Origin of the sequence: Prauserella muralis, from assembly GCF_003202285.1 — a bacterium.
GTDB classification, from domain to species: Bacteria; Actinomycetota; Actinomycetes; order Mycobacteriales; family Pseudonocardiaceae; genus Prauserella_B; species Prauserella_B muralis.
The window spans coordinates 54201-77617 of record NZ_MASW01000009.1; the positions used below are offsets into that span (position 1 = coordinate 54201).

Sequence of the window (23417 nt, forward strand, 5' to 3'; positions counted from 1 at the left end):
ATGCGGTTCAGCTGGCCGCGGCGTTGTCGGTGGAGATCGGCTTCCGGGTGCTGCCGCGGCGTTGGAGGAAGTCGGCGAGGTTGAGCGTGTCGGGGCTGGGGCGTTGGCCGATCTCGTCCAGTGTGGTGGTCAGCAGCGCGAGGGTACGTGGGATGGCGGCGTACTGGTCGAGACGGGCTTGGGTGCGGATGATGTCGCGGTAGACGCCCTCGTTGTAGCGGTCGAGCTTCCGGGTGCGTTCCAGCAGTGTGAGCATGGTTTCTGGATCGCTGTCGCCGTGAGCGCGGATCAGGGCGCCGAGCGCGTCCAGGACGTCGCGTCGGGTGGCCTCGCGGAACGGTTCGATCCAGGGCACGAGTAGGTCCTCGGCGAGGTCGCTCTGGTAGAGCTCGACGGCGTCGTGCAGCTGAGCCTGGGCCTCGGTGTCGGTGGGGCGTGGTGCCTGTAGGGCGTGCTGGAGTTGCCAGTAGTCGACGACGAGTTCGTCGTTGAGCTGGTAGCGGCCATCGTTGTTGAGGACGAGGTTGTTGATCCTGCCGTCGGTGGCGTCTGTGAGCGCGCGGCGCAACATGGACAGGGTGTTGTGGAACGAGTTGTACGGCCGTGGCGGACGGCTGTCGGGCCAGACGGCCTCGTTGAGGACTTCGCGGCGGACGCCGTGGGGGTGCAGCGCGAGGTAGACGAGCACTTCCCGTTGCTTCGGCGTCAGCACGCCGCTGAGCACACGGTCTCCCTCGTCGTCGTGCAGCGTCAGGTGCAGGCGTCCCAGCACGCGCACGACCAGCGGGCGCTGTGATGCTGCGCCGTGACCGTTCTTCGGCTGCAGAGATTCCTCGGCGGCCGGTGCCTGATCGGCGGCTGGCTTGACGTCCTCGGCGGCCGTGCGGCGGTCCTCGGTGTCATCCCGGCTGGCTGAGGTCGGGCTCGTCGGCTGGACATCCACGGGGATGGGCTGGACGTCCAGCAGCTGCAGGCTCGGGCTCGGTGGGGGCTGCTCGCCGGCTTCTTGTTCTAGCGGGCGGGTGGATTCGAGCTGGGTCATCTCGTCGACCGAGCGTTGCTCGGGGACGGGTGGGGTGGGTACGACGTCGTGATCGTCCGCAGGCGGTGTGTGCTCGTCGCCGGTGAGGCCACTGGTTGCGTAGTCGTGTGTTGTCAGGTCGGCGGGGCCTTCGGCGTCCCGGAGCACAGCAAGCAACTCGGTGGTGTCGGTGGCGGGCAGGCTGAACAGGCGTGTGTCGGCGAGGGCGTCGCCGAAACCGGGGCTGGTCGCGCTGACGGTGCCGTCGTGGCGGACGCGCACGGTCGCACCGGGGCGCCACTGGCCGAGGAGCACACCAGCCAGGCCGAGGGGCGAGCCGTTGTCGAGCACGGCTTGCAGGCGCCGTTCGGCGTGAGGTGCAGGACTGGCGAGCAGCACGAGCGAGGCCGGCGTGGGCTGGGAATCGGTCTCCTCGATGGCATGGCGCGTGCGGGTGAGCAGGGCCGCTTCCATCTCGTCGAGAGCGGCGTCGAGCGTGGCGACGACGTGGACGGTGGACGGCAGGCTCTCGACGTCGGCGCCATCGAAGACGAGGTGCAGGTCGTCGGCGGGCACGAGCACGTGGATGCCCTCGCCGGGCTGATGTTCGGTGAGCAGGTGCAGCAGTAGCGCGCGAGCAGCGGCGGGCGCGCCGGGGCCGGCGAGGCCAAGACCGCGGGTGCTGGCGAGGTTCAAGGCGAGTTCGCGACCGCCCCGCACGCCGACCCTCGCCGGGACTGGGACTGGTTTGTCGTCGGGTTCCAGGGCCCCGGCCGCGGTGATGTGGATCCGCGGTGGGGCTGGCGCGAGGTCGACGAACTCCACGTCCTCACCGGGCCTGCGGTCACTGTCGTCTTCCTGGTCGTACGCGGCCCGAAGTGCGCGGACCACGGGCGCGATCGGGCGCTGCAGGTCGGCGCGGTCGCCGCTGCCGATGCGGTAGTGTCGTCGGCGCCACATCCGGGCCGACACCATGGCCGCAGTGATGGCTCCGGCGAGGCCGAGGCTGACAAACACGTCGGTCAGCAGGTCCAGCCCTGGTTCGGCCTGGTCTTCGCGGTGCTCGCCGGCCTCGTCCGGCGGGGCCGGCGCCGGGGTCGTGTCCGGTGCGGGCTGTGTTGACGGTGGAGTGGTCGGCGCGGTGCTCGTCGGAGGTGGTGGTTGCTGGGGCGGCACCTGCGGCTGCTGCTCGCCGGGGGGATGCTGTTCGGGTGGGGCAGGGACGTAGGCGGTGATCTTCCAGCCGGGGCGCACGAGGTTGGGCTTGGTCAGCGCGCGGCCGTCGGGCTGCTCCACACCACGGTTGAGCTGGAACAAATCGGGCCAGCGGCTGCCGCCGCCGGGACCGTAGATGCGTTCGGCGACCCGCCACAGGCTGTCGTAGATCCCGTCGTGCGGGAGCCGGACCTCCTCGGTGACCTGGACCATGCCCGGCGGGGCCGGCGCTGCCCGATCGACCACCAACGTGGTCGCCGGGACGACGGCCGCCTGCGGAGCCGCGGCCTGGGTGGCTGGTCTTGGGGTCAGCGGTGCGACGACCGCGACCGGCGTGATATCGGCGGTCAGGTCCGCGGTGGTCGGGGTGGGAGCCGTGTACGGGGTCCGGTTGGCGAGCAAGGTCAGCACGATGGTGCCGATCAGGGCCGCGGCCAGCCCGTGCAGCGGGCCGGGTGGGCGGACCTGCGGCCAGGTGATCCCGCGCGCCGCGTCGATGGTGCCGCGCAGGACGTCAAGCGCGAAGAAGAACCAGACGATCCAGCACAGCACCGCCAAGGTGTTGAGAAGGAATTGCGCGCTCATCGGGTTGAGCAGCGTCGCCTGGATCTCGTCCCAGGTCGGCACGTGGTCGGGCAGCGGCCAACTCACGAAGTGCACCAAGGCCCAAGGCAGACCCGCCACGAGGGCGAGCAGGACGACGAACGCGAGCAGACCGCGCACGAACCGCAGGCTGGCGGCCAGCGCCCACCCGGCATGGCGTCCTGTGCTCGGCCGTATCGGCTTCCGGCGAGAGAAGTGCGAGTGTGCGGTCACGACGTGCTCAATTCCTTGGAACGTGCAGGTTTACGACTCCGCGGTCGCCACCCGAGACAGCGGCGGACGGTGAACGAGCCGGAGCGGCGATGTCACGTCACCGCCGCGGGAACCCGGCTGGACGTGTCCGTCGCGCCGCTGCGAGGCCCGCCGACTTCGGGTGATGCGGACGTCTGGCTGGCCGGCGGTGTCTTCGCTGTGGTCTGTGGCCCGCTCGCGTCGCTCTTGGTGGTTGGCGCGCTGGCGGTGGACCGTTTGCGCTTGGGGCGAGTTGCTTTCCGGCCGTTGAGCCACTGGGTGAGGTCGGCGGCCGGTACGTCGGTGAACTTGGCCAGCTCGTCGACGCCGATGACGTCACTGGACTCGGCGAGAACGTCACCGAGCTCTCGCTCGATGTCGCCGAGTTTCTCGGCCACTTCTGCCCGCAGCTGTGCGAGCTCACCGACGCGCTTGGCCGCAGCGGCCCTCTTCGCGCTGCGGGCCGCGTCCGCTTCCTCGACGCGGCGTTCGATCTCTTCAGTCGTCGCCATCCTGGTCTCCTTCCCCGTTGTGGCACTGAGTTGGGTACGAGCGTGTGAGGGTGGTCATGGGAGTACTGCCTGAACTGCCGTGGGTTCGTTGGGGACCATTAGCGCCAGGTCGGGCGCTTGTCTTGGTGGGAGTGGGTTCACTCGTTGGTGTGGAGAATCCGATTGATGGTCGAGATTCTCGACGAGATGCCGATGTTGTTGACACATTCGTTCTCCGATTGAACAGGGGTGTCCGTGGCGTTGGCTGAGGTGCGGTCGTTGGGGGCCGCGCGGCGATTGCGCACTGCCGCAGAGTTCGAGGACTTTGAGCAGGAGTTGGTGGATCAGTTCGCTCTGGCGCAGGTCGGCGCCGGTGTGACGGACGGTGTGGTGGGGTCGTATCGGTCGGTGGTGTTCGAGTTCGTGCGCTTCACTGGCCGACCGGTGTGGACGACTCGCGCTGAGGATGTTGATCGGTTCTTGGCTGACCAGCGCAGGCGTGGCCGGGCGGCGTCCACGGTGTACAGCAAGGCGGGGACGCTGACGGCGTTCTTCGAGTTCCTCGTGGCGCGCTACCAGGGAGACATCCACGCGCTGACCGGTCATGTTCTCGAGCAGCCGGTGGATGAGTTCAACCGTCCGTCCAAGCCGGACTACGTCGCTGTGCGGGTGCCACCTGGGCAGCAGGAGGTCGAGGTACTGTTTGGCGCGTGGCGTGAGGCGTTGCCGCATGCCCGGAAGTTCTTGCCGGCGGCACGTGACTACATGGCGGCCTCGTTGTGGCGTCGGGCGGGTTTGCGGATCACGGAGTCGCTGATGCTTGACATTCGCGACTGGCGGCCCGATCTGGGTGAACGGGGCAAGTTGCATGTCCGGTTCGGCAAGGGCAGCCGAGGGCGTGGGCACAAACCTCGTCTGGTACCCGCGATCGAAGAGGTCGACGCTTTGATGGAGTGGTGGCTGACCGATGTGCGCCACCAGTTCGGTCCGGATTGGTCTGATCCGGATGCCCCACTGCTGCCGAGTGAGCGCCGCGACCGCGACACCGGGCGATGTGTGCGGATCGGCGATGACGCATTGCGTTCCAGCCTGGCGGATGCTGTCGACCGGTGGCTTCCAGTATGGGTGGGTCGGTTGACACCGCACGGTTTGCGGCACTTCTGCGCCTCGTCGCTGTACGAGCGAGGCATGGATCTCAAAGCGATACAAGAGATTCTGGGTCACGAATGGTTGTCGACGACGACGCGCTACATCCATGTCCACGCCAACCACATCGAACATGCTTGGGAGACGGCCAACCAGCGGGTGGCCTCCCGGCTCATGCAGTAGCGGAGGTGTGCTGATGCGGTGGAATCTGCGGATGAAAGCAGCTGAGGCGGGTATCTGGAAGTCCACGGAGATGCGCCGCCGGTTGGCCGAGGCTGGGTTGGAGATCAGTGCGGGCAAGATGTCAGCCTTGTGGACCGGCACGCCGACCACGATCCGGCTGGATGACCTCGATGTGATCTGCGCGGTGCTGGAGTGTGAACCGACCGAGCTACTGATCCGGGAACCGGACAAGGTGGCCGCCCGCAGGCCGCAGAAGACGGCCGAGGCCACGGGAGGGGCAGTGGTCACGCCCCGGTTCGGTCGGCACCGGTCTGTGCCGCCGGCGTGAGTGGCCGGCCATGGCCGCGCTTGTGCAGCGTATGCCGGACTCGCCCGGTCAAGCACCGCCATGTCGACTACTGCTGCACCTGCCAGCCCGGCGGGCCGGTGACGCCCCCGCCGTGTCAGCGCTGCGGAGCGACCGAGAATTACTACAGCGCGGGCCTGTGCGCCCGCTGCCACCGGTTCTCCCCGCTGACCATCGACTCGTGCGAGGACTGCTACGCCTGGGGCGCGACCCGCACTCGTAAATGGCTGTGCCAGGGCTGCCACGCGTGGCGACAGCGCCGCCCGCTCGGTGACTGTGTCGCCTGCGGGCGGCGCGTGGCCCTCGACCCGAATTGGGGCGCGTGTCGACTGTGCTGGCGACAAGCCGACCTGGTCGGCACCGACGATCTCGCCGCCGCGATCTGCCATGGGCACCAGCTGTTCTTCGCCGATCTGTTCCGCAGCCGGGCGGGACGGGCGACTCGGCCTGGCCCGCCGGGGCTGCGGCCCGGGCCGACCGCGCGGTTCGCCGCCACCGGCGCACCGCCACGGAAAGTGCTGCAGTGGACCATCTTCGACGCGATGCGCACGAACACCACGACCACGCCACGGCCGTGCACTCGCTGCGGGCAACGCCCGGTCAAGACGGCCCAGTCGGACTTCTGCTACCCCTGCCAGCCCGGCGGCCCGGGGATTGCGCCACCGTGCCTGAAGTGCGGCTCGACCAGCGACTACTACACCGCCGGGTTGTGTGTGCGCTGTCACCGGTTCTCGCCGTTGACGGTGGATTCGTGCCCGGACTGCCACGCGTGGGGCACCCGACGCGGCAACGCCTGGCTGTGCGAAGGATGCCGCGGCTGGCGACGCCACCACCCCGACCGTGCCGACTGCGTCATCTGCGCACGGATGAGCCATGTCAACGCCAACGGCCTGTGCCGGCTGTGCCGTAAACAGGCACTCTGGCTGCCGAGCAGCACCCATGCCGACCAGGCCGAGCACATTTGGCGCTGGGGGCACCAGCTGTACTTCGCCGACATGTTCACCGGGCTCGGTGTCCGCGCCGCTCGCGCCGCTGCGGCCGACCAACGCCGGCGGCAGAGACCATGGCCGCTGCCCGCCCGTTGTCCGATACGCCATCAGCAACTGGTTGCCTTCACCCTGCCCCGCGACCTGCATGCCGGGAATGCACGCGGCTTTCCGGCCCCGTCCGATCCAGGACTTGCGGCCTACCTCGACGAGTGCGTCACCGAACACGCCGCCCGGCATGGCTGGGACTCCAAGGTCGCCACCCGCACCCGGACGGGCCTGCACATCCTGCTGGGGCTGCAGGACACTCCCGGCGCGGCCACCAACGCCAGCGATGTCGCCACCCTGTCCGTCATCGATGGTCCGGTCCGCCCCATCCTCGACGTCCTGGCCGCCCACGGATTCCTCCACGACGACCGCGTCCCGACCATCGAACGCTGGTTCACCGCCAAAACCACCGGCCTGCCCGACGAGATGGTGACCGACCTGCGGTGGTGGTTCGACGTGATGCGCCACGGCCACACCAGCCCACCCCGCAGCATTCCCCGCGCGGCCCGCACGATCCAGGCCAAACTGCGATGGGCCCTGCCCGCACTGCAAACCTGGGCGGTGCGCGGGCACGAACATCTCCGAGAGATCACCCGCGATGACGTTCTCGCGATCCTGCCCACCTCCGGCACACCCCGCCACACCATGCTCCAAGGGCTGCGCTCGATCTTCCGGCTGCTCAAAGCCCACAAGCGCGTGTTCGTCAACCCGACCGCGCGTATCCCGCTCGGTCGAGGACCAGGCCGCATCCCCCTGCCCACCCCGGTCGACGACATCCGCGAGGCGCTGTGCAGCGAGGACACCACCCGGGCGGCGATCGCCGCGCTGGTGGCCTTCCACGCCCTGTCTTCCCAGCAACTGCGCAACCTGCAGCTCACCGACGTCCACGACGGCCACCTGCAGGCCGGAGATCGCACCATCCCGCTCGCCGGCCCGGTACGCCAGCGGCTGGGCGCCTACCTCGACTACCGCTCTGCCCGCTGGCCCGCCACCGCCAACCCGCACCTGTTCATCCACTACCGCAGCGCCAACCACACCCGCCCCGTCCAGATCGAGTGGCTGGCCCACCGCCTGGGCTTGTCCACCCAGGCCCTGCGCGAAGACCGCATCCTGCACGAAGTTCACGCCACCAGAGGCGATATCCGCCGCCTGTGCGACCTGTTCGGCCTGTCCGTCGGTGGCGCCGAGCGCTACACGGTCGTCCTCGACCCTCCCGATCTGCCGACCAGCGATCGACACGCCTAGCTCGACGGCCTGTGTGCTCAGCGGCAACAGCTTGACCTTCGAGTCGACTCGAAGGTTTACCGTCGGAGTGTGACGACCTATCGGATCTCTCAACTGGCCGAGCGGGCCGGGGTGCGCCCGACCACGCTGCGGTTCTACGAACAAGCCGGACTGCTGCCCGCCCAGCGGTCCGAGTCGGGCTACCGACTCTACGGCGACGACGCCATCGAACGGCTGGGCTTCATCAGCTCCGGCAAACGACTCGGCCTGCCCCTGGAGGAGATCCGCGACCTGCTGCAGGTCTGGGAAGACGGCCTGTGCACCGACGTCCGACACCGGCTGCGCCCCATGCTCGCGGCCCGCATTGCCGAGGCCGAACAACGCGCCACCGAACTCGACGCCTTCACCGAGCGGCTGCGCCAGGCCCTGACCGAGATCGACGGTCCGCCCCGACCCGGCCGCTGCGACCCCGGCTGCGGGTTCCTGCACCACCAACACGACCCACAACCCACGCCCATCAAACTGAGCCCACCGCGCCCCGCTACCGACAACACCGGCGACAACGGGGCCACGCCCGCACCGATTGCCTGCACGCTCAACGGCAGCGATCAAGCCGAACGAGCCCAGCAGTGGCACGAACTGCTGGACCACGCCCACCGCCGAGACCCCATCGACGGCGGCTTGCGCTTCCACCTGCCCGCGCACACCGCAGGCGAAGTCGCCGCCCTCGCTGCAGCCGAACAGCAATGCTGCGCCTTCTTCACCTTCACGCTGCACCTGTCCGCAGGCGAGCTGCAGTTTGACGTGCACGCCCCCGACGACGCCGCCCCCCTGCTTGCCGACCTCTTCGGCGCTCCCGGCTGAACCGCCACCCTGCCACGCCGCGCCACCACGCAACATTCGGAAAGGTTGCTCGTGCTCGTCCTGAAGTCGATTGCACTGTTCGTGCTGGCCGCGCTCGCCGAAATCGGCGGCGCCTGGCTCGTCTGGCAAGGCGTCCGCGAACACCGCGGCTGGATCTGGATCGGTGCCGGCGTTATCGCCCTCGGCCTCTACGGCTTCGTCGCCACCCTGCAACCCGACGCACACTTCGGCCGCATCCTCGCCGCCTACGGCGGCATCTTCGTCGCGGGCTCGCTGGCCTGGGGCATGGCCCTCGACGGCTACCGCCCCGACCGCTACGACATCACCGGCGCCCTGCTCTGCCTCATCGGTGTCGCCGTCATCATGTACGCACCCCGAGGCTGACACCACGGCAAACAGGCCGCAACGCCGACAACACGCTCCTGAGTACCAGAACCGACCAACGCTCCCGCCATCGGTTCGTGAACCCAAGCATCCCAGTACCCTCATTACCGGCCACCACCACTTGAGTTCCCATCACTGTCCACTTCAGAATTCGCGAACCCCAGGGAAACGTCGGAGATTCCGCGCTGTGGTTGGGCTTGCCCGGTTGCGGTGACCGTGATCGAGCCGATGTTGACCAGTCCGAGCAGCTGGGTGGGCTGGTTGATGCTGACGGTCACGTTCACCGTGTTGCCGGCGACCGACACGGTGCCGGTGTGGCCCGCGGCGGAGAGGTAGCTGTGAGTGGCTGCGGTGGCTTGGTGCGGGACCAGGCGCAGGGTGCCGTCGGCGCGGTAGGCGGTCAGGTCGATTTCCTGGGCGCCGGCCCGCGCAGCTTCTTGTGCCTCGCCCATCGCGCGGACCTTGGCGGCCAGCGCGAGTCCGCCGTCGAGCACGAGCCCGGCGAACAGCAGCGCGGCGAGCGCGATGATGACGACGAACGCGGTCACCCGACCGTCCTCGTCCTTGCGTAGCCGGCGCGTTCGGCGGCGCAGCGATGCGGTCAACCTCATGGCACACCTCCCGTTTGAGCGTTCGGGGAGGTGCCGCGCCACACATCGACTGGGGAGGAGAAGCTGGATTGGAACGTCCGACTGCCGGGCACACCGAGCGAGGTCAGGTCACCGAGGCCGACGCTGCAGGAGACGGTGACGGTCACCGTGGAACCCGGCTTGAGTCCCTGGGTGTCGGTGGATACCGACAGCGACTGGCAGCTGATCCCGGCGGACGCCAGTGCTGCGCTGGCTGTGGCTTGGGCGTTGGCAGTGGCTTGCGATGGGGTTCGGGCCAGGGTGGCGGCACGGGCGGCTTGGTGCGCGACGTCGTTGATCCGCAACTTGGTGTCGGCGAGCCGGCCGCAGAACACGACGAACAACAGCAGCAGGATCAGCAGCGGAGTCAGTAGAGTGAGCTCGGCGGCGGTGGAACCCCGTTCGTCACGGCGCAGCGCGCGGATTCGCCCGCACGCCGAAGGTGCGAACGTGGGGAACCGGTGGGCCGCGGTCATGGTGACACCGTCCCGGTGCCGGTCGGCGGGGTGAATTTCTCAACGGGCCCAACGGCTTCGGCGTGAACCGTGAAGGTCGCGAACGGGATCACGTTGATCACTGTCCCGGTCACCGTCACGGATGCCTGGGTCGGTCCCCGCTGGACGTTGACCGATGTTCCTTGCAACGGACCACTTCCCAGTTGCGTGAGGATTCGTTGCCCCTCGGTGTTGCCCGCGGCGGAGCTGCCGCCGTACACCCGTGCCGCGGACAGTGCTTCGGACGCTGCGGCTTGGGCGATGTGGGTGGCGTGCATGTACAGGGCGAACTGCGCGATCAGCAGGATCAGCAGCAACAGCAGCGGCGTGGCGATGACGAGTTCGACCGTGCCGGCGCCACGTTGATCCGTCCGCAGTCGGCGCAACGCCGCCTGCGCGCATGTCCGGTGTGGACGCTCGCGCATGTTCGGCGTGCGGGGTCGGCTGGGGCGTCGAGGCATCGTGGTCACCGGCCTACAGGGTGATCCCGTTGGCTTTCTGGGTGACCTTGATGACGATGATCGCGATGACCGCGATGGCCAGCGCCGCCAGCAAAGCGGTGACCACGACCGCTTCGGTCGAGTAACCACCTTCGTCGTGGCGCAGCCGCTCCAGCTGGGCCCGGATGCGGGCGATGAGCATCTGAACTTCGGTGAACATCAGCTTCTCCCCTATGGTTCGGGGTCCGGTATGGACAGTTCTTGTGGAACTCAGAGACCTCCCAGCACGCTCGCGAGTGCAGGGAACCCGATGAAAATCAGGAATCCGCCGAACAGCATCACCACGGGAAGGCTCATTCGTTCGGTGGCTGCCTGGGCTTCGCCTTCGGCGTCGGTGAGCTCGCGCGTGCGCAGCGCCGCGGCCTTGGCCGCGAGGCTGGCGCGCACGCGGGCACCTTCGGTGCCGGCGAGGCTGACCGAGGCGGCCAGCTCGGACAGCTGGTGCACGTCGAGTTCGGTGCCGAGCTGACCGAGGGTGGACCACGGCGTGGTGCGGGTCAGTTTGGCGGTGACCAGCGCACGGCGCAGCTGTTGGAACGCCCACCCCTTGCCGATGTTCACCGCGTCCGACAGCGCGCCGTCGACTCCGGCGCCGCCGGCCAGCAGGACCCGGATCAGGTTCAGATAGGCCGACAGCGCATGCCGGAAGGTCGAGCGGCGCCGTTCGGCTTCCTGCCGGACGCTGATGTCCGGCAGCAGGAACCCCCCGAGCGCGAACAGCAGACTGGCGACCGCGGGAATTTCCCAGCCGAGACCGACATCGGCCACGACGAGCAGGAGGTGCATCAGGATCGGCAGCAGCAGCCCGGTCAGCGCCAACGTGGCCTTCTCTGCCAGGTGGTGTTCGATGCTCTTGCCGGTGACCGCGAGGTCGTTGCGCAGCGTGCGGTGGGGCAACCCGAGCGCGGCCAACGGTTTGATGAATGGGCGGCCCACGCGCAGGGCCCAGCCGTCGGAGTCCGCGGTGAGGATCGGCGGTGGCGCCGGGGTCGCGTGCAGCCGGTCGACCAGAGCGCGCAGCGGCGGCCTCGGCGGGAACACGTAGACCACGAGCGCCCACAAGCCGACACCGATCCCGGCGCCCCACAGCAACGCGCTGATCATGACGACGCTCCCTGCCCGGTGAGCAGATCATCGACGTGCACATCGGCATCGTGTGGCCGGATCGTGGCCAGTTCCGTGAGGAAGCGCTCCGGCTCCCGCAGCCGCGCAATCCTTGCCAGCCAGGCAAAAGAGGCAGCGAACAACGCGCCGACGAACAGCAGCATGATCTGGCCGAACGCGGAGTCGTACGGGGCGAGGTAGCCGCGGTTGAGCAGCACCAGACCACTCGCGAAAGACAGCGTGGTAATCACGATAACGCGCACACTGGTTCGAGTGCGAGCGCGGCCGGCTTCGACCCGCATCCGCATCGACGCCTGCTCGCGCGCCTCGCTGGCGAGCTCGCCGAGCAGGTCGGCCAGCTGGCGGGCCTGGTGCTCGGCGGCCAGCACGAGCGCGGAGATCACCAGGTCCGCAGTCGGGTCGCGGAGCTGGTCGGCGAGGTGGCGCAGCGACGGCGCGAGGCGTTCGCCGCGTTCCAGCCGGACGGCCAGCTCGGTGATCTCCTCGCGGATCGCCTCGGGGCAGGCCGGGGCGGTGGCGAGGATGGCCTGTTCCAGACCTGCCGCGGCGACCAGGGTGTCGCGCAGCATCTCCGTCCAGCCGGCGATCGCCTCGATGCGTTCGAGGTGGCGCTTGTGGTCGACGTTGGAGCCGAGAATCCGCGGCAGGCCGACGACCGCGAGGACGGTCAGGATGGCGGCGACCACCCAGCCGGTGACCGCGCCGACGGCCAGGCCGGCGAGCACGGCCACGACGAGCCACCCGACCTGGGTGCGGTCGTGCCGTGCGGCCAGCCAGGAGCTCAGCCGCGACGGCGACGCCTCGCGGGCGGGTCGACTGCGCAGTCCGGCGACGATGAGCAGGACCCCGACGGCCACACCCGCGCCGAGCAGGCCGAATAGAGCGGCAGTCGCGGTCATGGCGTCCACCACCCTTCGCGCCGCTCGAACAGGTCCGGGTCGTAGCCCGCCTCGACGAGCACGTCGACGGTGTCGGTACGCAGCGGCGCACCAGGGACAGCGCGCAGGTCCGGGCCGGGGCGCCAGACCTCGTTGCTGATGATCTGGGCGCCGTCGGCACCGACGACCTCGCGGATGGAGGACACCACGCGCTTGCTGGGATCGTCGCGGGGCTTCTCCAGGTGCACCACGAAGTGCAGCGCCGCGGCCACCAGCAGATTGGTCGCTTCCATCGGCAGCCGCTCGGGGCCCTGCACGGCGTACGCGGCCAGCTTGGTAAACGCGCCCTGGCTGGAGCTGCTGTGCAGGGTGCCCATGCTGCCGTCGTTGCCCATGGACATGGCGTTGGTCAGCGGAATGACCTCCGGGCCGCGGACCTCGCCGACGATGACCCGGTCCGGCGACATGCGCAGGGACTGCCACACCAGGTCCGACAGGGAGATCTCGCCCTGGCCCTCGATGTTCGGTTCACGAGCCTGCAGCGCCACCACGTCCGGATGGGCGTCGGCGTCCTCGCCGAGGCCGAGCTCGAAAACATCCTCGATCGTGATCAGTCGCTCCCACAGCGGGATGGCCGAGGCCAGGCCGCGCAACAGCGTGGTCTTGCCGATCGCCGTGCCGCCGGTGACCAGGATGTTGCGCTTGGCCCGCACCAGGGCTTTCAGGAAGCTCTCCAGAGCAACGTCTATGGTGCCGTTCTCGCGCAGCTCGGCGAGGGTGACCTTGGCGAACCGGTGCCGGCGGATCGACACCGACGGCCGCGCGGTGACCGCCATGACCGCAGAGACACGCTCGCCACCAGGCAGCTGGAAGTTCACGATCGGACTGCCGCGGTCGAAGCGGCGCTCCTCCAGCCCGGACCGGGTGGCCAGGTCCCGGATCAGGTCGATCAACTCGGTGTCCGAGCCGACGACCGGTGGCAAACGGTTGCGTCGGCCGTCGGCGTACTTGACGAAAATGCGGTCACCGTTGATGTTGATGTTCTCGATGTCGCTGTCGGCCAGCAGCGGTTCCAGACCGGCCAGACCGAAGACCTCGTCGAGGACCTGACGGATCAGCCGCTGCTCGACCTCGGGCGCCACCAGCATCCCCCCGGTGGCGGAGTTGCGAAGTTCAGCCCGCGCGTGCGCCTCGGCCGCGTCGGTCAGGATCGCCTCGGCCAACCGGCGTCGTTGCTGGGCGTCCATCGGCGGGCGGCCCGCTGTCTCGTCGGCCCGGATGCGCTGACTGAGCTGGATGGACAACTCGTCGCGCAGGTGCTGCCGCAGCCGCTCCACCGCGGCTGCCTCACCCGGGGGCCGGTGAGGCAGCTCCGCCGGTCCAGGCAGAGGCTGGGCAGCGACCGGGTTCGAGCCAGTGCCGTTGTTTGAAATGGTAAGGCGCGGGTCGCCGAGGGCAGGCCGCGTCATGACGTCGCTCCGTTACCGGTCTGCGGCCCAAGCGGTTGCAGTGCCGCACTCGAGACCGGCTCACCCGGAACAGCCACCCGCAGGTGCGGTGCACGAGTGCCGTTACTCCCGGCCGGCACACGCCAGTGCGCGTGAATGTTGAGCGCGATCTTGGCGGCGGCGCGGCCGAGCGCGGACTTGTCCGGCCCACGTCGACCGGTGCCCTGGCCGCACAGCGCGGCGGCGCCCCTGTTATCCCGCGGCACGCGCCCCATCACCGGGATGCGCAGGGCCTGGGAGACCTCCGCAGTCGGGTAGCCGTCGCCGACCAGGACGAAGCACGGGCGGCGCGACCACTGCTGGGCGGCCTGCAGCTTGAGCGCGACGTGCGCGAGCTCGTCGTCATGAGGGCGGGCGACCAGCAGCATCGCATCCGCGCTGCGGATGATCGGGAACACGGGCGAGTCCGGATCGACCCGCCCACAGTCGGCGATGACCGTGGTCTCCGGCTGGTCGGCGGTCTGCCGTAGCGGCGAGGGCAGCCCCGAGGCCAGCACCGCCAGGGCGGCGCGAGCTTGTTCGGCACCTACCGGGCCGACCACCACCCGCAGGCCACCGGGGAGAAGCTGGGTGTGCTGGGCGAGCAGAGTCGAGGCCGCTGCGCCACGGCCTCGTGCCGCGGCGGCCAAGCTCACCAGGCCCGGTGTGTCTGGCAGCCGGAAGCGGGCCATCAGGTCACCGCCAGCTGGGTCGGCTTCGACCACGATCGGGTTTTCCTGCCCCGGCCACCAAGCGCCGAGCGCGGTCGCCAAGGTGGTCGCGCCGGGCGATCCTTTGAGCGAACAGACGGCAATGAGCATCAGCGGTCCCCTCCCGCGATCGCGACCAGACTCAGTTGCCCCGCAGGAGCCGAAGCCAACGCACGAGCATCAGATTCGGACAATTGCAGGGACACCACTGTGGTCTGCTCGGCCTCACGCGTGGCTATACCTGTCACCACCGCGTTCCACGACGACGTCTGCCCGGACTCGGTCGACGTTCCCGTCGTCGTGCCCTGCTCTGGTGTGGTGAGCACCGCGACGGTGGTACCGGGCGACAGATCCGGCGGGAACTGGCCCGGCTTGAGCCCGACAGCGGCAATTGCCCTACCCTGCGCGGGAATCTGCGGTGCACCGAGGACAGATTGAGTCACGAGCGAACCGGCAGGCAGACTGAACGCGACCGGCTGTCCCACCACTGTGGACGCAGACGATGCGGACATCACGTCCATACCGGAGTCCGCCGCCATGCTGATCTGCTTGAGATCCTGCGGGGTCAGGATCTGGCCTACAGCGACGGGACGGGCCAAGGCGAGAACGCTTTCCCGGTTGCCCAACTGCATTCCAGCGAACACACCTCCGGCGGCGCACACCAGAACCAGCAGGACGCCGAGCAACAGGTAGGGCACGCTGCGGCGCCGACCGCTACCGCTCAAGCGCGAAGGAGTCTTGCCATCACGGCCAGCCCACGCGTTCGGCGTCGCCTGTTTCTGCGCCGTCGTGTCCGTGCCGGTCGAACCTGCGGTAGTGGTCACCACCGACCTCCTTCAGGCATAACGCCATCGCGACGCGTCAATCGGGTGTTCGACGTGCCTTGCTCTTAACAGGGTTGTTTCGTTGTGCACGCCCGCCCTCGTGAGGCGGGAGGCTTCGGTTCAGCCGGTCGCGATTCCCTGGCTCTCCGCTACGCGGAACGTCACCGACGCCGAGGTCGTCATGTTCGGGAACGTGCCGCCCTGGCCCGCGCCCGACCAGGTCACAGTCCAGTTCGCCGTGGCGGCCACCGGGAACGCGTCGGCGCGCTGCCCGGCCGAGGACGTCTTGTACGTGTAGCCGCAATCCGGTGAGGCGCTCTTCGGATCACCAGCAGCGGGGAAAGGCGAGCCAGGGCCGCTACAGGTCACCGAGCCGCCGTCACCCATCGACCACGTCACCGAGGTCGGCCTCGCGACCGCGGTCACCGACACGCCCGGCACGGACGCGGTGGCCGAGACATCGTCCCAGCTGCTGCGGTCCAGCCACAACCAGGTCGGCAGGTTGACGAGTTGGTCGCCGGCCGGGTTCGCCTTGATCTTCGGGGCCGGCAACCGCAGCTGGTTCCGCGCCTGTGCAGCGAGTTCGGCAGGTGATGGCAGCGGCGCCGAGCCGCCTGGCTGGCCGTCGGCGATCCAGACCGGCGGCCGGTACAGCGCATCTTGGAAACCGGGCCCGGTGCACTTGTAGACGTACCAGGCACCCGACGGCGGCTGGGCTTGCGCAAACCGCGGCTGCGCGACCGCGAACTGCGCGGTGATGAGCTCACCCTGCGGCGGCCGGTAGGCAGCGGGCACCGCGGTGACCGCGCGGGATTTGGGCGGCACATGGAAGGCTGCCGGCTGCGCGCTTCCTGGAGGTGGGTCCTGGTAGCTGGTGCGTTCGTAGCCGCATTGGGCCAGGTTGGTAATGCCGCCAATGATCGTGTCCCCGTTAGCGTTGGCCTGTCCGGTGCCAGGGTTGGTCTGTTCAGGGTTGCTGGGCTTGTTGTTTCCGTTGCCCTGGTTGCCGGTTCCAGGTCGGGGATTCTTGCCTGCGCCGAGTTCGCAACCAGGGTTGGGGTACTGGGTGCAGTCGGTGAACCCGTACCCGTCGTCTCCGAGCGCGGGCAGTGCGCTCGCTACCAGCACGGCCGCGGACAGACCGATCACAACTCCTGAACGTTTCAACACGAGCCCACCCCCTCCACGGCGAAGCGGGTGACCCTCCACGTGCCGTCCTGCTGCTTCTTGACTTCCGCGGTGATCGAGCGCTGTCCGCCCGGTGTGTCGTTGACCAACTGGCCGTCCTTGTACTTCAGCCAGTTCGAGCTGTCACTGCAGTCCGAGATCATGACTGTGGTCGGATTCGCAGTGGGTTCCACGCTGGATACTTGAGGGTTGTTCGTCGGCGCTCCCTTGGACACCACACCGTTGAGGTGATCGGTGTACAGGCTCCGGTTGATCACCCCGAGCGCGTCACCGGTCGCATATTTCGCAAGCTTGGACGACTGCCAATCCGCGGTCTCGCCCGCCTTGGCCATCTGCCGCCACATACCCGTGTAGGCAGCCGTCGCCTCCTGACGCGCGGCGTCCGCAGGAGAAACCGACGACGGCGGAGCGCTGGTCGTTGACGGCGGCATTACCGCCCCAGCCGTGCCCTCAGGCGCCGAAGACGAGTTCGAATTACAGGCCGCCAACGTCAGCGCAACGAGTCCAACAAGAGCCAGTCCCACCCTGCGCCGACCGTTGCGGCCGTCTACATTGCCCCCGACCACATGTACCCCCTCAGATCCGCGAAAAGTTCTTTCGACCTACTGTGGTACACACCACATCTACTGGCGCCCCCTAGGAGACTGCAATGTCCCTATGAAGGGACACAGGTGTCGGAACAGGGACAATCGAGCAAGATCCACCCAAACGGGCTAATGACGGCCTGTCCAACTGTCGTTGACTAGTAGTTTCGCGACATCGGACAGCCGTATTCAGGGGGGCCTACGGGGGCTACACCATGTCGAGTTCTGTCACTCCCGCGAACCGCCAGCGAACGACACGAGCTCCACGGTGACCGCGGCCAGCATCGCTGCTTGGGGCCTCGTTGGACTCATCGTTGCCAGCGCCCTACGTATCGGCGTTCAGCGGGGCTCGATCCTCCCGTCAGAGAGCGAGCGGCTGGCGCCGCCGGCCCTGCTGGAGGTGGTCACCGCGCTGATGTTCTCAGGACTGGCCTGGCGCATAGGCGCGAAACCTGACCTGTTCGCATACTCGTGGCTTGCCGGTATCGGTGTCCTGCTCGCCGCGGTGGACTGGAATTTCCGCCAGTTGCCCACCAAGCTGATCTGGCCCAGCGGACTCGTCCTGGCCGCACTCTTCGGCCTGGCCGCCGTAATCAACCGCGACGCGTACCCGCTCATCCGCTCCGCAGCCGGCATGCTCACGCTCCTCGCGTTCTACGGAACGCTCTACTTCCTTCGACCCGGCCAACTTGGCGGCGGCGATCTCCGGCTCGGTGGTCTACTGGGCCTCGCACTGGGCTGGAGTGGGTGGTCGACCGTTCTTTCGGGGACGCTGCTCGGCTGGCTCGCTGCGGCCTTAGCACTTGTCGCGCTCCGCGCCACTCGACGACAAGTGAAACCGAGCAACGACGTCGCCCTCGGCCCGTTCCTTGTTGTCGGGGCGATCACTGCGCTCCTCATCCAGCCGCTGATGTGACGCCCTCCAGGGCACGACCAGAATGTCGCTCTTGGTGCACCGAGGTGCGGGCGCACACCTCGACACCTGCCGCGAGCTTGATCCTGGCCGCCGGTCGCGGTGCCGCCAGTCTGTAGTCTCTGAACGGTCCTCCGCGCAACCTCCCACGAGGAGATGTTCGTAACGTCCCGTGATCTTGCTGATCTCTACAGTGGAGGTCCAGCGGATGCCAGTCCGTGTCTGGGAGAGCGCAAGAGTGCGCTTCTTCTCCCTCGTGGTCAGCCAAGGCTTGCTATGCCGGGCAATGCCGGCCTGCTCAACTGTGTTCTCCACGGCCGTACGGGTACGGCCGACTTGCCGGGCGATGGCGGTGTTCATCGGCTACCGGCCGCCGACCTTTGATCAGGTGCAGCTCGATGATCATCTGTTTCTCGTCGGGAGTCAGCCGCGGCGCACGAGCTGACACCTCGTTCCTCTGCTGCCCCCAGTACCGTTCCTGCTCAATACGTCTAGCTCGCTAGCTTTGCGGTAGTCGAACTGCACGAGACTTGCCTTGACAATGGCATCTGCCCGCTTCTGGACTGTCGGATCGCCCCAGCGGGCCGGGAATGGGAGGTTGACGCTACAGCTCGACTGCGAAAGGCAGTATTTATCTCGGAGAGCTCGACCGACTGCTGGCAGCAGGAGCCGCACCTTGCGAGGTGCTCACGAACCTGCTGAGTCTCCCGCTTTGACAGGCCGTTCCGAGTCCAGGCACCAAGCCGTCTGACCGTGGGATGGCAGCTGAGGAGCGTGGGCTCTGCCAGGTGTGCTTGTAGATAAGCCTGGCGAAGCCCTTCACGTGCCCGATATGCCAATGCCGAAACACCGTTGGCTGTCAGGCCAAGGCGGGAAGCCACTTCAGCTGGTGTCTTACCCTCAATCTCGGTTAACCAGAGCACTGTCTGCCATCGTTCTGGTAGCCGATTGAACGCATCCGCTGCAAGATCCTTTTCGAACCCGGCCATTACCCGGTTGCTGTCCGGCACGCTGAGTTGTACTGGGCCCACCGTCATCTCTACATCCTCGGTCAGCTCCACCTTCCGGGCCTTGCGCGTCTTGTCGTATGCCGTGTGGCGCAACGCCGTGAACAGGTAGGCACGGAAAGCTGAATCCGGCCCTCGGCCCCCGAGAAGCGTGTAGAGGACCTTGCTGAATGCCTCTGAAACCAGATCGTCGCGCTCGGGCATCGACTGGGCAAGCTGGCGAGCCAGGTTGCGAGCCGCGCCGACATGAAGCTTGTACAGTTCGCCGTAAGCCGCAACGTTTCCTCCCCGGACAGCATCAAGCAACTGTGGGTCCCGATGGTCGTCACCGTTGCCGAGCTGCGTAGTAGCGGATGCTTCGCCGTCCTTCCTATTCGTATCGGGAAGGAGATCAACCTCTGTTTGCGGCGGCAAGCAATCCAAAACACGCAAGTTAACGACCTGGGGTCCCGCTTGCCGAGCACCCTGGTCACCCGAGTGAACGCTCGGTGTATGTCGAAGACGGTAACGCCAACCATCCGGCTCGCTATGACGATCGATCAGACAAGTAACCACCTGTGCACCTCGATTCGCATACAGGGAGAGGGTTGGGAACCGGTGGCCCGATCCACGTCGGGGGTCTGGGCCGGACCACCGGAATTCTTGGTTGCTGCAGGACAAGCAGATCAGTCACTGCACGGTCGAAGTCGCCATCGCTCTCGTGGTAGCGATCACGGCAGACTGCGGCGGGACGCCACCTGATGCCTGCGGGACGCACTCCCAGCGCCACAGTCCGATTCTTTCGTCCTCGGGGGTCGGCAGAACGAGGTTGTCTCCTTGCGCAGCAACCGATGCTCCGAGCCGGAGCAGATCAGCGGAGACGACTTCGTCAAGGTCGTGGCCGGGGCCGGTGATGAAGGTCCAACGCTGGATGTGGGGCCGTTCGACGACCGGGCCTGCCAGCATCCGGATCCGCAGGCCGGCGAGCACACGCCGACCAAGGTGTAGCGGCATCGTGATCGCGCCAACGAGTCCGCCGACAGGCAAAAGGATGCGCTGCGTCGCGGGATCGACAACGGCTGGAAGCCGACACTTGTTGCGATAGAAGGTGCACCGTTCCTCGGGAGTCGAATCCGAGCGTGTAGCTGGACCACCAGTGGTCGACGTTGTCACGGCGAGCCACCTCCTCTGAATTGGGCAGGAGGTCAGGCAACGCGGGTTGCACTGCGTCCTAGGACTGCTTGGCGTGTGAGCGTTGGTGGGCGGTAAGCCGTCGAGTCAGAAAGTCACTCGGCGTGCCGGGGGGCTGCGTGGCCGGGCAACGCGAAGGTCGACGCCCTGGGAGGCGAGGGCGGCTTGCGTCGTCTGCGGTGCCTCGGGGCTCGGCTCGGTGGGACTTGTTCGCAGCACTGCCGGATCCGACGTTGCTCGCCGAAGTACCACCAGCCGGCACCGCTCCGGCCACGCAGCCCACCATGAGAAGGAGTGCCGCTGCGATCGCCAACCCAGACCCCCACGACATCGTGGGGGCTTCTACGGCACTGGGGGCAACCGCGGCCGTCGCAGCGGCGATGTTAGCTTGTGTACTCATCGCTCCGCACCCCTTCGCTACCTGGTAACCTGGCTAGGTTGCATCTAGATATTAACTTGTGTACTCCGATTATCCAGCTGGCCGAATGGGTGAATTGTGGATACGCTCCGCAACCGGACATTCTGTGGAGGTGAAGGAATCCGTGACGCAGCACTTGCAGTTGCCGCCGGCGGTTATGAAGGTCGTCCTCGGCAATCAGCTGGCCCGGCTGCGGGAACTCGCCGAGGTCACGCAGGAGGATGCGGCGGCCGTCCTCGGATGCACCCAGCAGAAGATCGCGCACATCGAGGGTGGGAGCGGGATCAAGCTGATCGAGCTGAATGCGTTGCTCGACCGCTATGCCGCCAACGAGGCTGACCGGGCCTACACGCGAGATCTTCAGTCCGAGAGCAACCGACGTACGAAGCGCGGGGCCTTCAGCACGAGGTTCCGGCAGTACCTGCGGTTGCTGGTCGACATGGAGCCGAGTTGCAACCGGTACTTCTCCTACCAAGCTCTGGTGATCCCAGGACTGCTGCAGACTGAGGACTACATGCGCAGGAACGCCCGAGCATGGCGGCCCTCGCTGACAGCCGACGAGATCGACAAGTACGCCGCCAACCGACTGGCTCGGCAGCGTGTACTTGAGAACGCCGACCAGCAGTTCTGGTTCATCATCGACGAGGCGGCGCTGCGTAGGACTGAGGGTGGTCCGGTCATGAAGGCCCAGATTAAGCGGCTTGTGGAGACCATCGACCGGCCGAACGTCGAGCTGCAAGTCGTGCCGTTCGGCGTTGGCTACTACATGGGCCAAGGACACGACTACACGATCTTCGGCTATGACACGAAGCCCGCGGTTGACATCATCTACCTTGAGCAGCATGACGGTGGCGAGTACGTCGACAACAGCAAGCGGACGGCGCGGTATCTGACTCTCTGGGACCACCAGAAGGCGGCAGCGAGCGGGCCCGAGCAGACGCGGCGGGCATTGCTCGGCATCGCCTCGTCGTTGTAGCTGGAATATGGCTTGAGATCGGAAGGGTACGAGGGAGCAGATGAACATCCAAGATGCCCACAAGCGTCACCTCGACACCAACTTTGCCGTATGGCACAAGTCGCCCCTGAGTAACCCGCCAGACAACCAGTGTGTCGAGGTGTCCTTCAGCAGCAACGCGGTCGGTTTGCGGGACAGCCAGAACCCAGAGGGGTACGTCCTGGTCTTCGACCAGGGCGAATGGGAGGCGTTCATCGGCGGAGTCGAGGCCGGGAAGTTCAGGCTGCCGAAATCCCAGTAGGGCGGCCGGGCGGCGATCCGCAAACCAGCGCCTGCTGCTCTTCGGTTTTTCCGGTTAGTTGTGACCCGCCGGTCCGGTGTATGTCCTCGCGGCCCGCGGTGACCTTCCCAATTGGCAGCCACCAGTGTCACCGGTATCGGATCGTCTGCGGGTACTACGAGTGCGGTCACGGCCATGTGGTGCCGACCGATGTCGGGAGCGGACGCCACGATGACCAACGACGGGTTGGACCGTTCCCGGTTCGGTGGACACGGGGGTGAGGGTCGCCCGGTCCTTCGGGAGGCACAGGGATGGGTTCAACACGCCGTCGATTTACCGAGGAGTACAAGGCACAGGCGGTAGCTTTCGTCATCGATGACCATCGGCCTATTGTCGAGGTCGCACGTAATATCGGTGTGCACGAGATGACGTTAGGGAAATGGGTGAAGAAGGCCAGGGAGTCCGACGACTCGGTGGACAAAGCTCTGGAGGATTCCGAACGCGCCGAGCTGGAGCGGTTGCGGGCGGAGAACGCCGAGCTGAAGATGCAGGTCGAGTTCGCAAAAAAAGTAGCGACCTGGTTCGCGAAAGACAAGCAGTGAAATTCGCTGCGATCGCGGACTGGGCGGGCACCGACGACTTCCCGGTCGAGTTCATGTGCCGTGAGCTGGGTGTGTCCCGCTCGGGCTACTACGCCTGGCGCGGCCGCTCCCCGAGCGCGCGGGAACGCGCCGACACCGGTCTGCTCGCCGTCATCAAGCAGGTCCATGAGCGGCTGCGCGGCAACCCTGGTGTGCGGCGCGTGCACGCCGAGCTCGTCACGCTCGGGCACCAGGCCTCACCGAAGCGGGTCTGGCGTCTCATGCGCGACGCCGGCCTGCAAGGACGACACCCCAAGCCCTGGAAACGCACCACCACCCCAGGTCAGGCACCGGTCTCGGCACCGGACCTGATCGGCCAGGACTTCACCGCCACGGCCCCGGACCGTCGGTGGTGCGGGGATATCACCTACGTCAGGACCTGGGACGGCTGGGCGTATCTGGCCACGGTGATCGACCTGCACTCCCGCGCCGTCGTGGGCTGGGCCCTCGCCGGGCACCTGCGCACCGAACTGGTCACCGCAGCCCTCGACATGGCCCTCGCTCGCCGCCGCCCCGGCAACGAGGTCATCTTCCACAGCGACCGCGGCACCCAATACACCGCCGCAATCTTCGCCGAATACTGCGTGAACAACGGTATCCGCCGTTCACTCGGCCGCACCGGAACCTGCTTCGATAACGCCGTCTCGGAATCATTTTTCGCGACCTACAAGAAAGAACTCATACACACCCGCCCCTGGCCGACGATCACGCACCTCAACAAGGAAACATTCGACTGGATCGAAAACTACTACAACACACAACGACGACACTCGACACTCGGATACTTGACACCCCAAGAATACCAACTAGGGTTCAGAGAAATCAGCCAAATCGCGGCCTAAACCCGCGTCCACAAAAGCGGGAACACTCCA

General features: G+C 67.2%; 26 protein-coding genes. 12 read left to right on the forward strand and 14 right to left on the reverse strand.

Features of this window, described 5'->3' with window-relative positions; translation table 11 throughout:
- Positions 1-7: 7 nt before the first annotated feature.
- Positions 8-3052, reverse strand: coding sequence for an AfsR/SARP family transcriptional regulator (locus tag BAY60_RS35235; protein WP_043829866.1), 3045 nt, complete (start codon positions 3050-3052; stop codon positions 8-10).
- 92 nt (positions 3053-3144) lie between these two features.
- The gene (locus BAY60_RS35240; protein ID WP_043829868.1) at positions 3145-3582 is read right to left on the reverse strand and encodes a hypothetical protein; all 438 of its coding nucleotides are present in this window, start codon (positions 3580-3582) and stop codon (positions 3145-3147) included.
- Between the two features lie 234 nt (positions 3583-3816).
- On the opposite strand from BAY60_RS35240, the gene BAY60_RS35245 reads away from it, so the two are divergent.
- The 5 genes from BAY60_RS35245 (at position 3817) to BAY60_RS35265 (ending at position 8742) form a co-directional block, all read left to right on the forward strand.
- Positions 3817-4890, forward strand: coding sequence for a tyrosine-type recombinase/integrase (locus tag BAY60_RS35245; protein ID WP_043829899.1), 1074 nt, complete (start codon positions 3817-3819; stop codon positions 4888-4890).
- A gap of 13 nt (positions 4891-4903) precedes the next feature.
- Positions 4904-5218 (forward strand): helix-turn-helix domain-containing protein, encoded by a 315-nt coding sequence (locus BAY60_RS35250; RefSeq protein WP_043829901.1) that lies wholly within the window; start codon positions 4904-4906, stop codon positions 5216-5218.
- A gap of 98 nt (positions 5219-5316) precedes the next feature.
- On the forward strand, positions 5317-7515 hold the full coding sequence (locus tag BAY60_RS35255; protein ID WP_144024175.1) for a hypothetical protein: 2199 nt from the start codon (positions 5317-5319) through the stop codon (positions 7513-7515).
- Positions 7516-7584: 69 nt separating this feature from the next.
- On the forward strand, positions 7585-8358 hold the full coding sequence (locus tag BAY60_RS35260) for a MerR family transcriptional regulator (protein ID WP_043829870.1): 774 nt from the start codon (positions 7585-7587) through the stop codon (positions 8356-8358).
- Between the two features lie 51 nt (positions 8359-8409).
- Entirely contained in the window at positions 8410-8742 is a 333-nt protein-coding gene (locus BAY60_RS35265; protein ID WP_043829872.1) for a YnfA family protein, read from the forward strand.
- Between the two features lie 104 nt (positions 8743-8846).
- On the opposite strand, the gene BAY60_RS35270 is transcribed toward BAY60_RS35265, so the two are convergent.
- The 11 genes from BAY60_RS35270 to BAY60_RS35320 form a co-directional block, all read right to left on the reverse strand.
- A complete protein-coding gene (locus BAY60_RS35270) occupies positions 8847-9290 on the reverse strand; it encodes a pilus assembly protein TadG-related protein (RefSeq protein WP_043829905.1) in 444 nt (147 codons plus the stop codon).
- Between the two features lie 59 nt (positions 9291-9349).
- A complete protein-coding gene (locus tag BAY60_RS35275) occupies positions 9350-9847 on the reverse strand; it encodes a TadE/TadG family type IV pilus assembly protein (RefSeq protein WP_063697548.1) in 498 nt (165 codons plus the stop codon).
- The gene (locus BAY60_RS35280) at positions 9844-10326 is read right to left on the reverse strand and encodes a TadE/TadG family type IV pilus assembly protein (RefSeq protein ID WP_225950557.1); all 483 of its coding nucleotides are present in this window, start codon (positions 10324-10326) and stop codon (positions 9844-9846) included. Before BAY60_RS35280 ends, BAY60_RS35275 begins: the two co-directional genes overlap by 4 nt.
- A 13-nt stretch (positions 10327-10339) precedes the next feature.
- Positions 10340-10525, reverse strand: a complete 186-nt coding sequence (locus BAY60_RS35285; protein WP_043829874.1) for a hypothetical protein — start codon at positions 10523-10525, stop codon at positions 10340-10342.
- A gap of 50 nt (positions 10526-10575) precedes the next feature.
- A complete protein-coding gene (locus BAY60_RS35290; RefSeq protein WP_043829877.1) occupies positions 10576-11469 on the reverse strand; it encodes a type II secretion system F family protein in 894 nt (297 codons plus the stop codon).
- Positions 11466-12389, reverse strand: coding sequence for a type II secretion system F family protein (locus BAY60_RS35295; protein WP_081684766.1), 924 nt, complete (start codon positions 12387-12389; stop codon positions 11466-11468). Before BAY60_RS35295 ends, BAY60_RS35290 begins: the two co-directional genes overlap by 4 nt.
- Positions 12386-13837 carry a TadA family conjugal transfer-associated ATPase gene (locus BAY60_RS35300; RefSeq protein ID WP_112285681.1) on the reverse strand — a complete coding sequence of 484 codons (1452 nt, stop codon included), beginning with the start codon at positions 13835-13837 and terminating at the stop codon, positions 12386-12388. Before BAY60_RS35300 ends, BAY60_RS35295 begins: the two co-directional genes overlap by 4 nt.
- Positions 13834-14676 (reverse strand): CpaE/TadZ family protein, encoded by an 843-nt coding sequence (locus BAY60_RS35305; RefSeq protein WP_051171899.1) that lies wholly within the window; start codon positions 14674-14676, stop codon positions 13834-13836. The genes BAY60_RS35300 and BAY60_RS35305 overlap by 4 nt, the downstream gene beginning before the upstream one ends.
- Positions 14676-15389: an SAF domain-containing protein gene (locus BAY60_RS35310; RefSeq protein WP_063697560.1), complete on the reverse strand. Its 714-nt coding sequence runs from the start codon at positions 15387-15389 to the stop codon at positions 14676-14678. The genes BAY60_RS35305 and BAY60_RS35310 overlap by 1 nt, the downstream gene beginning before the upstream one ends.
- 120 nt (positions 15390-15509) lie before the next feature.
- Positions 15510-16538, reverse strand: coding sequence for a hypothetical protein (locus tag BAY60_RS35315; protein WP_043829882.1), 1029 nt, complete (start codon positions 16536-16538; stop codon positions 15510-15512).
- A 14-nt stretch (positions 16539-16552) separates the two neighbouring features.
- A complete protein-coding gene (locus BAY60_RS35320; RefSeq protein ID WP_225949945.1) occupies positions 16553-16909 on the reverse strand; it encodes a hypothetical protein in 357 nt (118 codons plus the stop codon).
- Positions 16910-17429: 520 nt separating this feature from the next.
- Between BAY60_RS35320 and BAY60_RS35325 the strand changes: the two genes are divergently transcribed.
- The gene (locus tag BAY60_RS35325) at positions 17430-18077 is read left to right on the forward strand and encodes a prepilin peptidase (RefSeq protein ID WP_043829884.1); all 648 of its coding nucleotides are present in this window, start codon (positions 17430-17432) and stop codon (positions 18075-18077) included.
- 169 nt (positions 18078-18246) lie between these two features.
- On the forward strand, positions 18247-18519 hold the full coding sequence (locus tag BAY60_RS35330; RefSeq protein WP_043829885.1) for a hypothetical protein: 273 nt from the start codon (positions 18247-18249) through the stop codon (positions 18517-18519).
- Positions 18520-18565: 46 nt separating this feature from the next.
- Here the strand turns inward: BAY60_RS35330 and BAY60_RS35335 are convergent, their stop codons facing one another.
- Positions 18566-19636: a sigma-70 family RNA polymerase sigma factor gene (locus tag BAY60_RS35335; RefSeq protein WP_228708112.1), complete on the reverse strand. Its 1071-nt coding sequence runs from the start codon at positions 19634-19636 to the stop codon at positions 18566-18568.
- Between the two features lie 261 nt (positions 19637-19897).
- On the opposite strand from BAY60_RS35335, the gene BAY60_RS37445 reads away from it, so the two are divergent.
- From BAY60_RS37445 to BAY60_RS35355, 5 genes are all read left to right on the forward strand, one after another.
- A complete protein-coding gene (locus BAY60_RS37445) occupies positions 19898-20068 on the forward strand; it encodes a hypothetical protein (protein ID WP_157376276.1) in 171 nt (56 codons plus the stop codon).
- 713 nt (positions 20069-20781) lie between these two features.
- Positions 20782-21645 (forward strand): helix-turn-helix domain-containing protein, encoded by an 864-nt coding sequence (locus BAY60_RS35345; protein ID WP_228708111.1) that lies wholly within the window; start codon positions 20782-20784, stop codon positions 21643-21645.
- Between the two features lie 40 nt (positions 21646-21685).
- A complete protein-coding gene (locus BAY60_RS35350) occupies positions 21686-21925 on the forward strand; it encodes a DUF397 domain-containing protein (protein ID WP_043829889.1) in 240 nt (79 codons plus the stop codon).
- A 290-nt stretch (positions 21926-22215) separates the two neighbouring features.
- Entirely contained in the window at positions 22216-22506 is a 291-nt protein-coding gene (locus BAY60_RS37685) for a transposase (protein WP_211330570.1), read from the forward strand.
- Positions 22503-23387, forward strand: coding sequence for an IS3 family transposase (locus BAY60_RS35355; protein ID WP_211330571.1), 885 nt, complete (start codon positions 22503-22505; stop codon positions 23385-23387). Before BAY60_RS37685 ends, BAY60_RS35355 begins: the two co-directional genes overlap by 4 nt.
- The last annotated feature ends 30 nt before the right edge of the window (positions 23388-23417 follow it).

What these genes read in the sequence shown, in the direction of transcription:
- BAY60_RS35240 (WP_043829868.1), bottom strand. Translation starts at nt 3,582, where the DNA reads ATGGCGACGACTGAAGAGATCGAACGCCGCGTCGAGGAAGCGGACGCG.
- BAY60_RS35250 (WP_043829901.1), top strand. Translation starts at nt 4,904, where the DNA reads ATGCGGTGGAATCTGCGGATGAAAGCAGCTGAGGCGGGTATCTGGAAG.
- BAY60_RS35275 (WP_063697548.1), bottom strand. Translation starts at nt 9,847, where the DNA reads ATGACCGCGGCCCACCGGTTCCCCACGTTCGCACCTTCGGCGTGCGGG.
- BAY60_RS35280 (WP_225950557.1), bottom strand. Translation starts at nt 10,326, where the DNA reads ATGCCTCGACGCCCCAGCCGACCCCGCACGCCGAACATGCGCGAGCGT.
- BAY60_RS35285 (WP_043829874.1), bottom strand. Translation starts at nt 10,525, where the DNA reads ATGTTCACCGAAGTTCAGATGCTCATCGCCCGCATCCGGGCCCAGCTG.
- BAY60_RS35290 (WP_043829877.1), bottom strand. Translation starts at nt 11,469, where the DNA reads ATGATCAGCGCGTTGCTGTGGGGCGCCGGGATCGGTGTCGGCTTGTGG.
- BAY60_RS35295 (WP_081684766.1), bottom strand. Translation starts at nt 12,389, where the DNA reads ATGACCGCGACTGCCGCTCTATTCGGCCTGCTCGGCGCGGGTGTGGCC.
- BAY60_RS35300 (WP_112285681.1), bottom strand. Translation starts at nt 13,837, where the DNA reads ATGACGCGGCCTGCCCTCGGCGACCCGCGCCTTACCATTTCAAACAAC.
- BAY60_RS35305 (WP_051171899.1), bottom strand. Translation starts at nt 14,676, where the DNA reads ATGCTCATTGCCGTCTGTTCGCTCAAAGGATCGCCCGGCGCGACCACC.
- BAY60_RS35320 (WP_225949945.1), bottom strand. Translation starts at nt 16,909, where the DNA reads ATGGCCAAGGCGGGCGAGACCGCGGATTGGCAGTCGTCCAAGCTTGCG.
- BAY60_RS35350 (WP_043829889.1), top strand. Translation starts at nt 21,686, where the DNA reads ATGAACATCCAAGATGCCCACAAGCGTCACCTCGACACCAACTTTGCC.
- BAY60_RS37685 (WP_211330570.1), top strand. Translation starts at nt 22,216, where the DNA reads ATGGGTTCAACACGCCGTCGATTTACCGAGGAGTACAAGGCACAGGCG.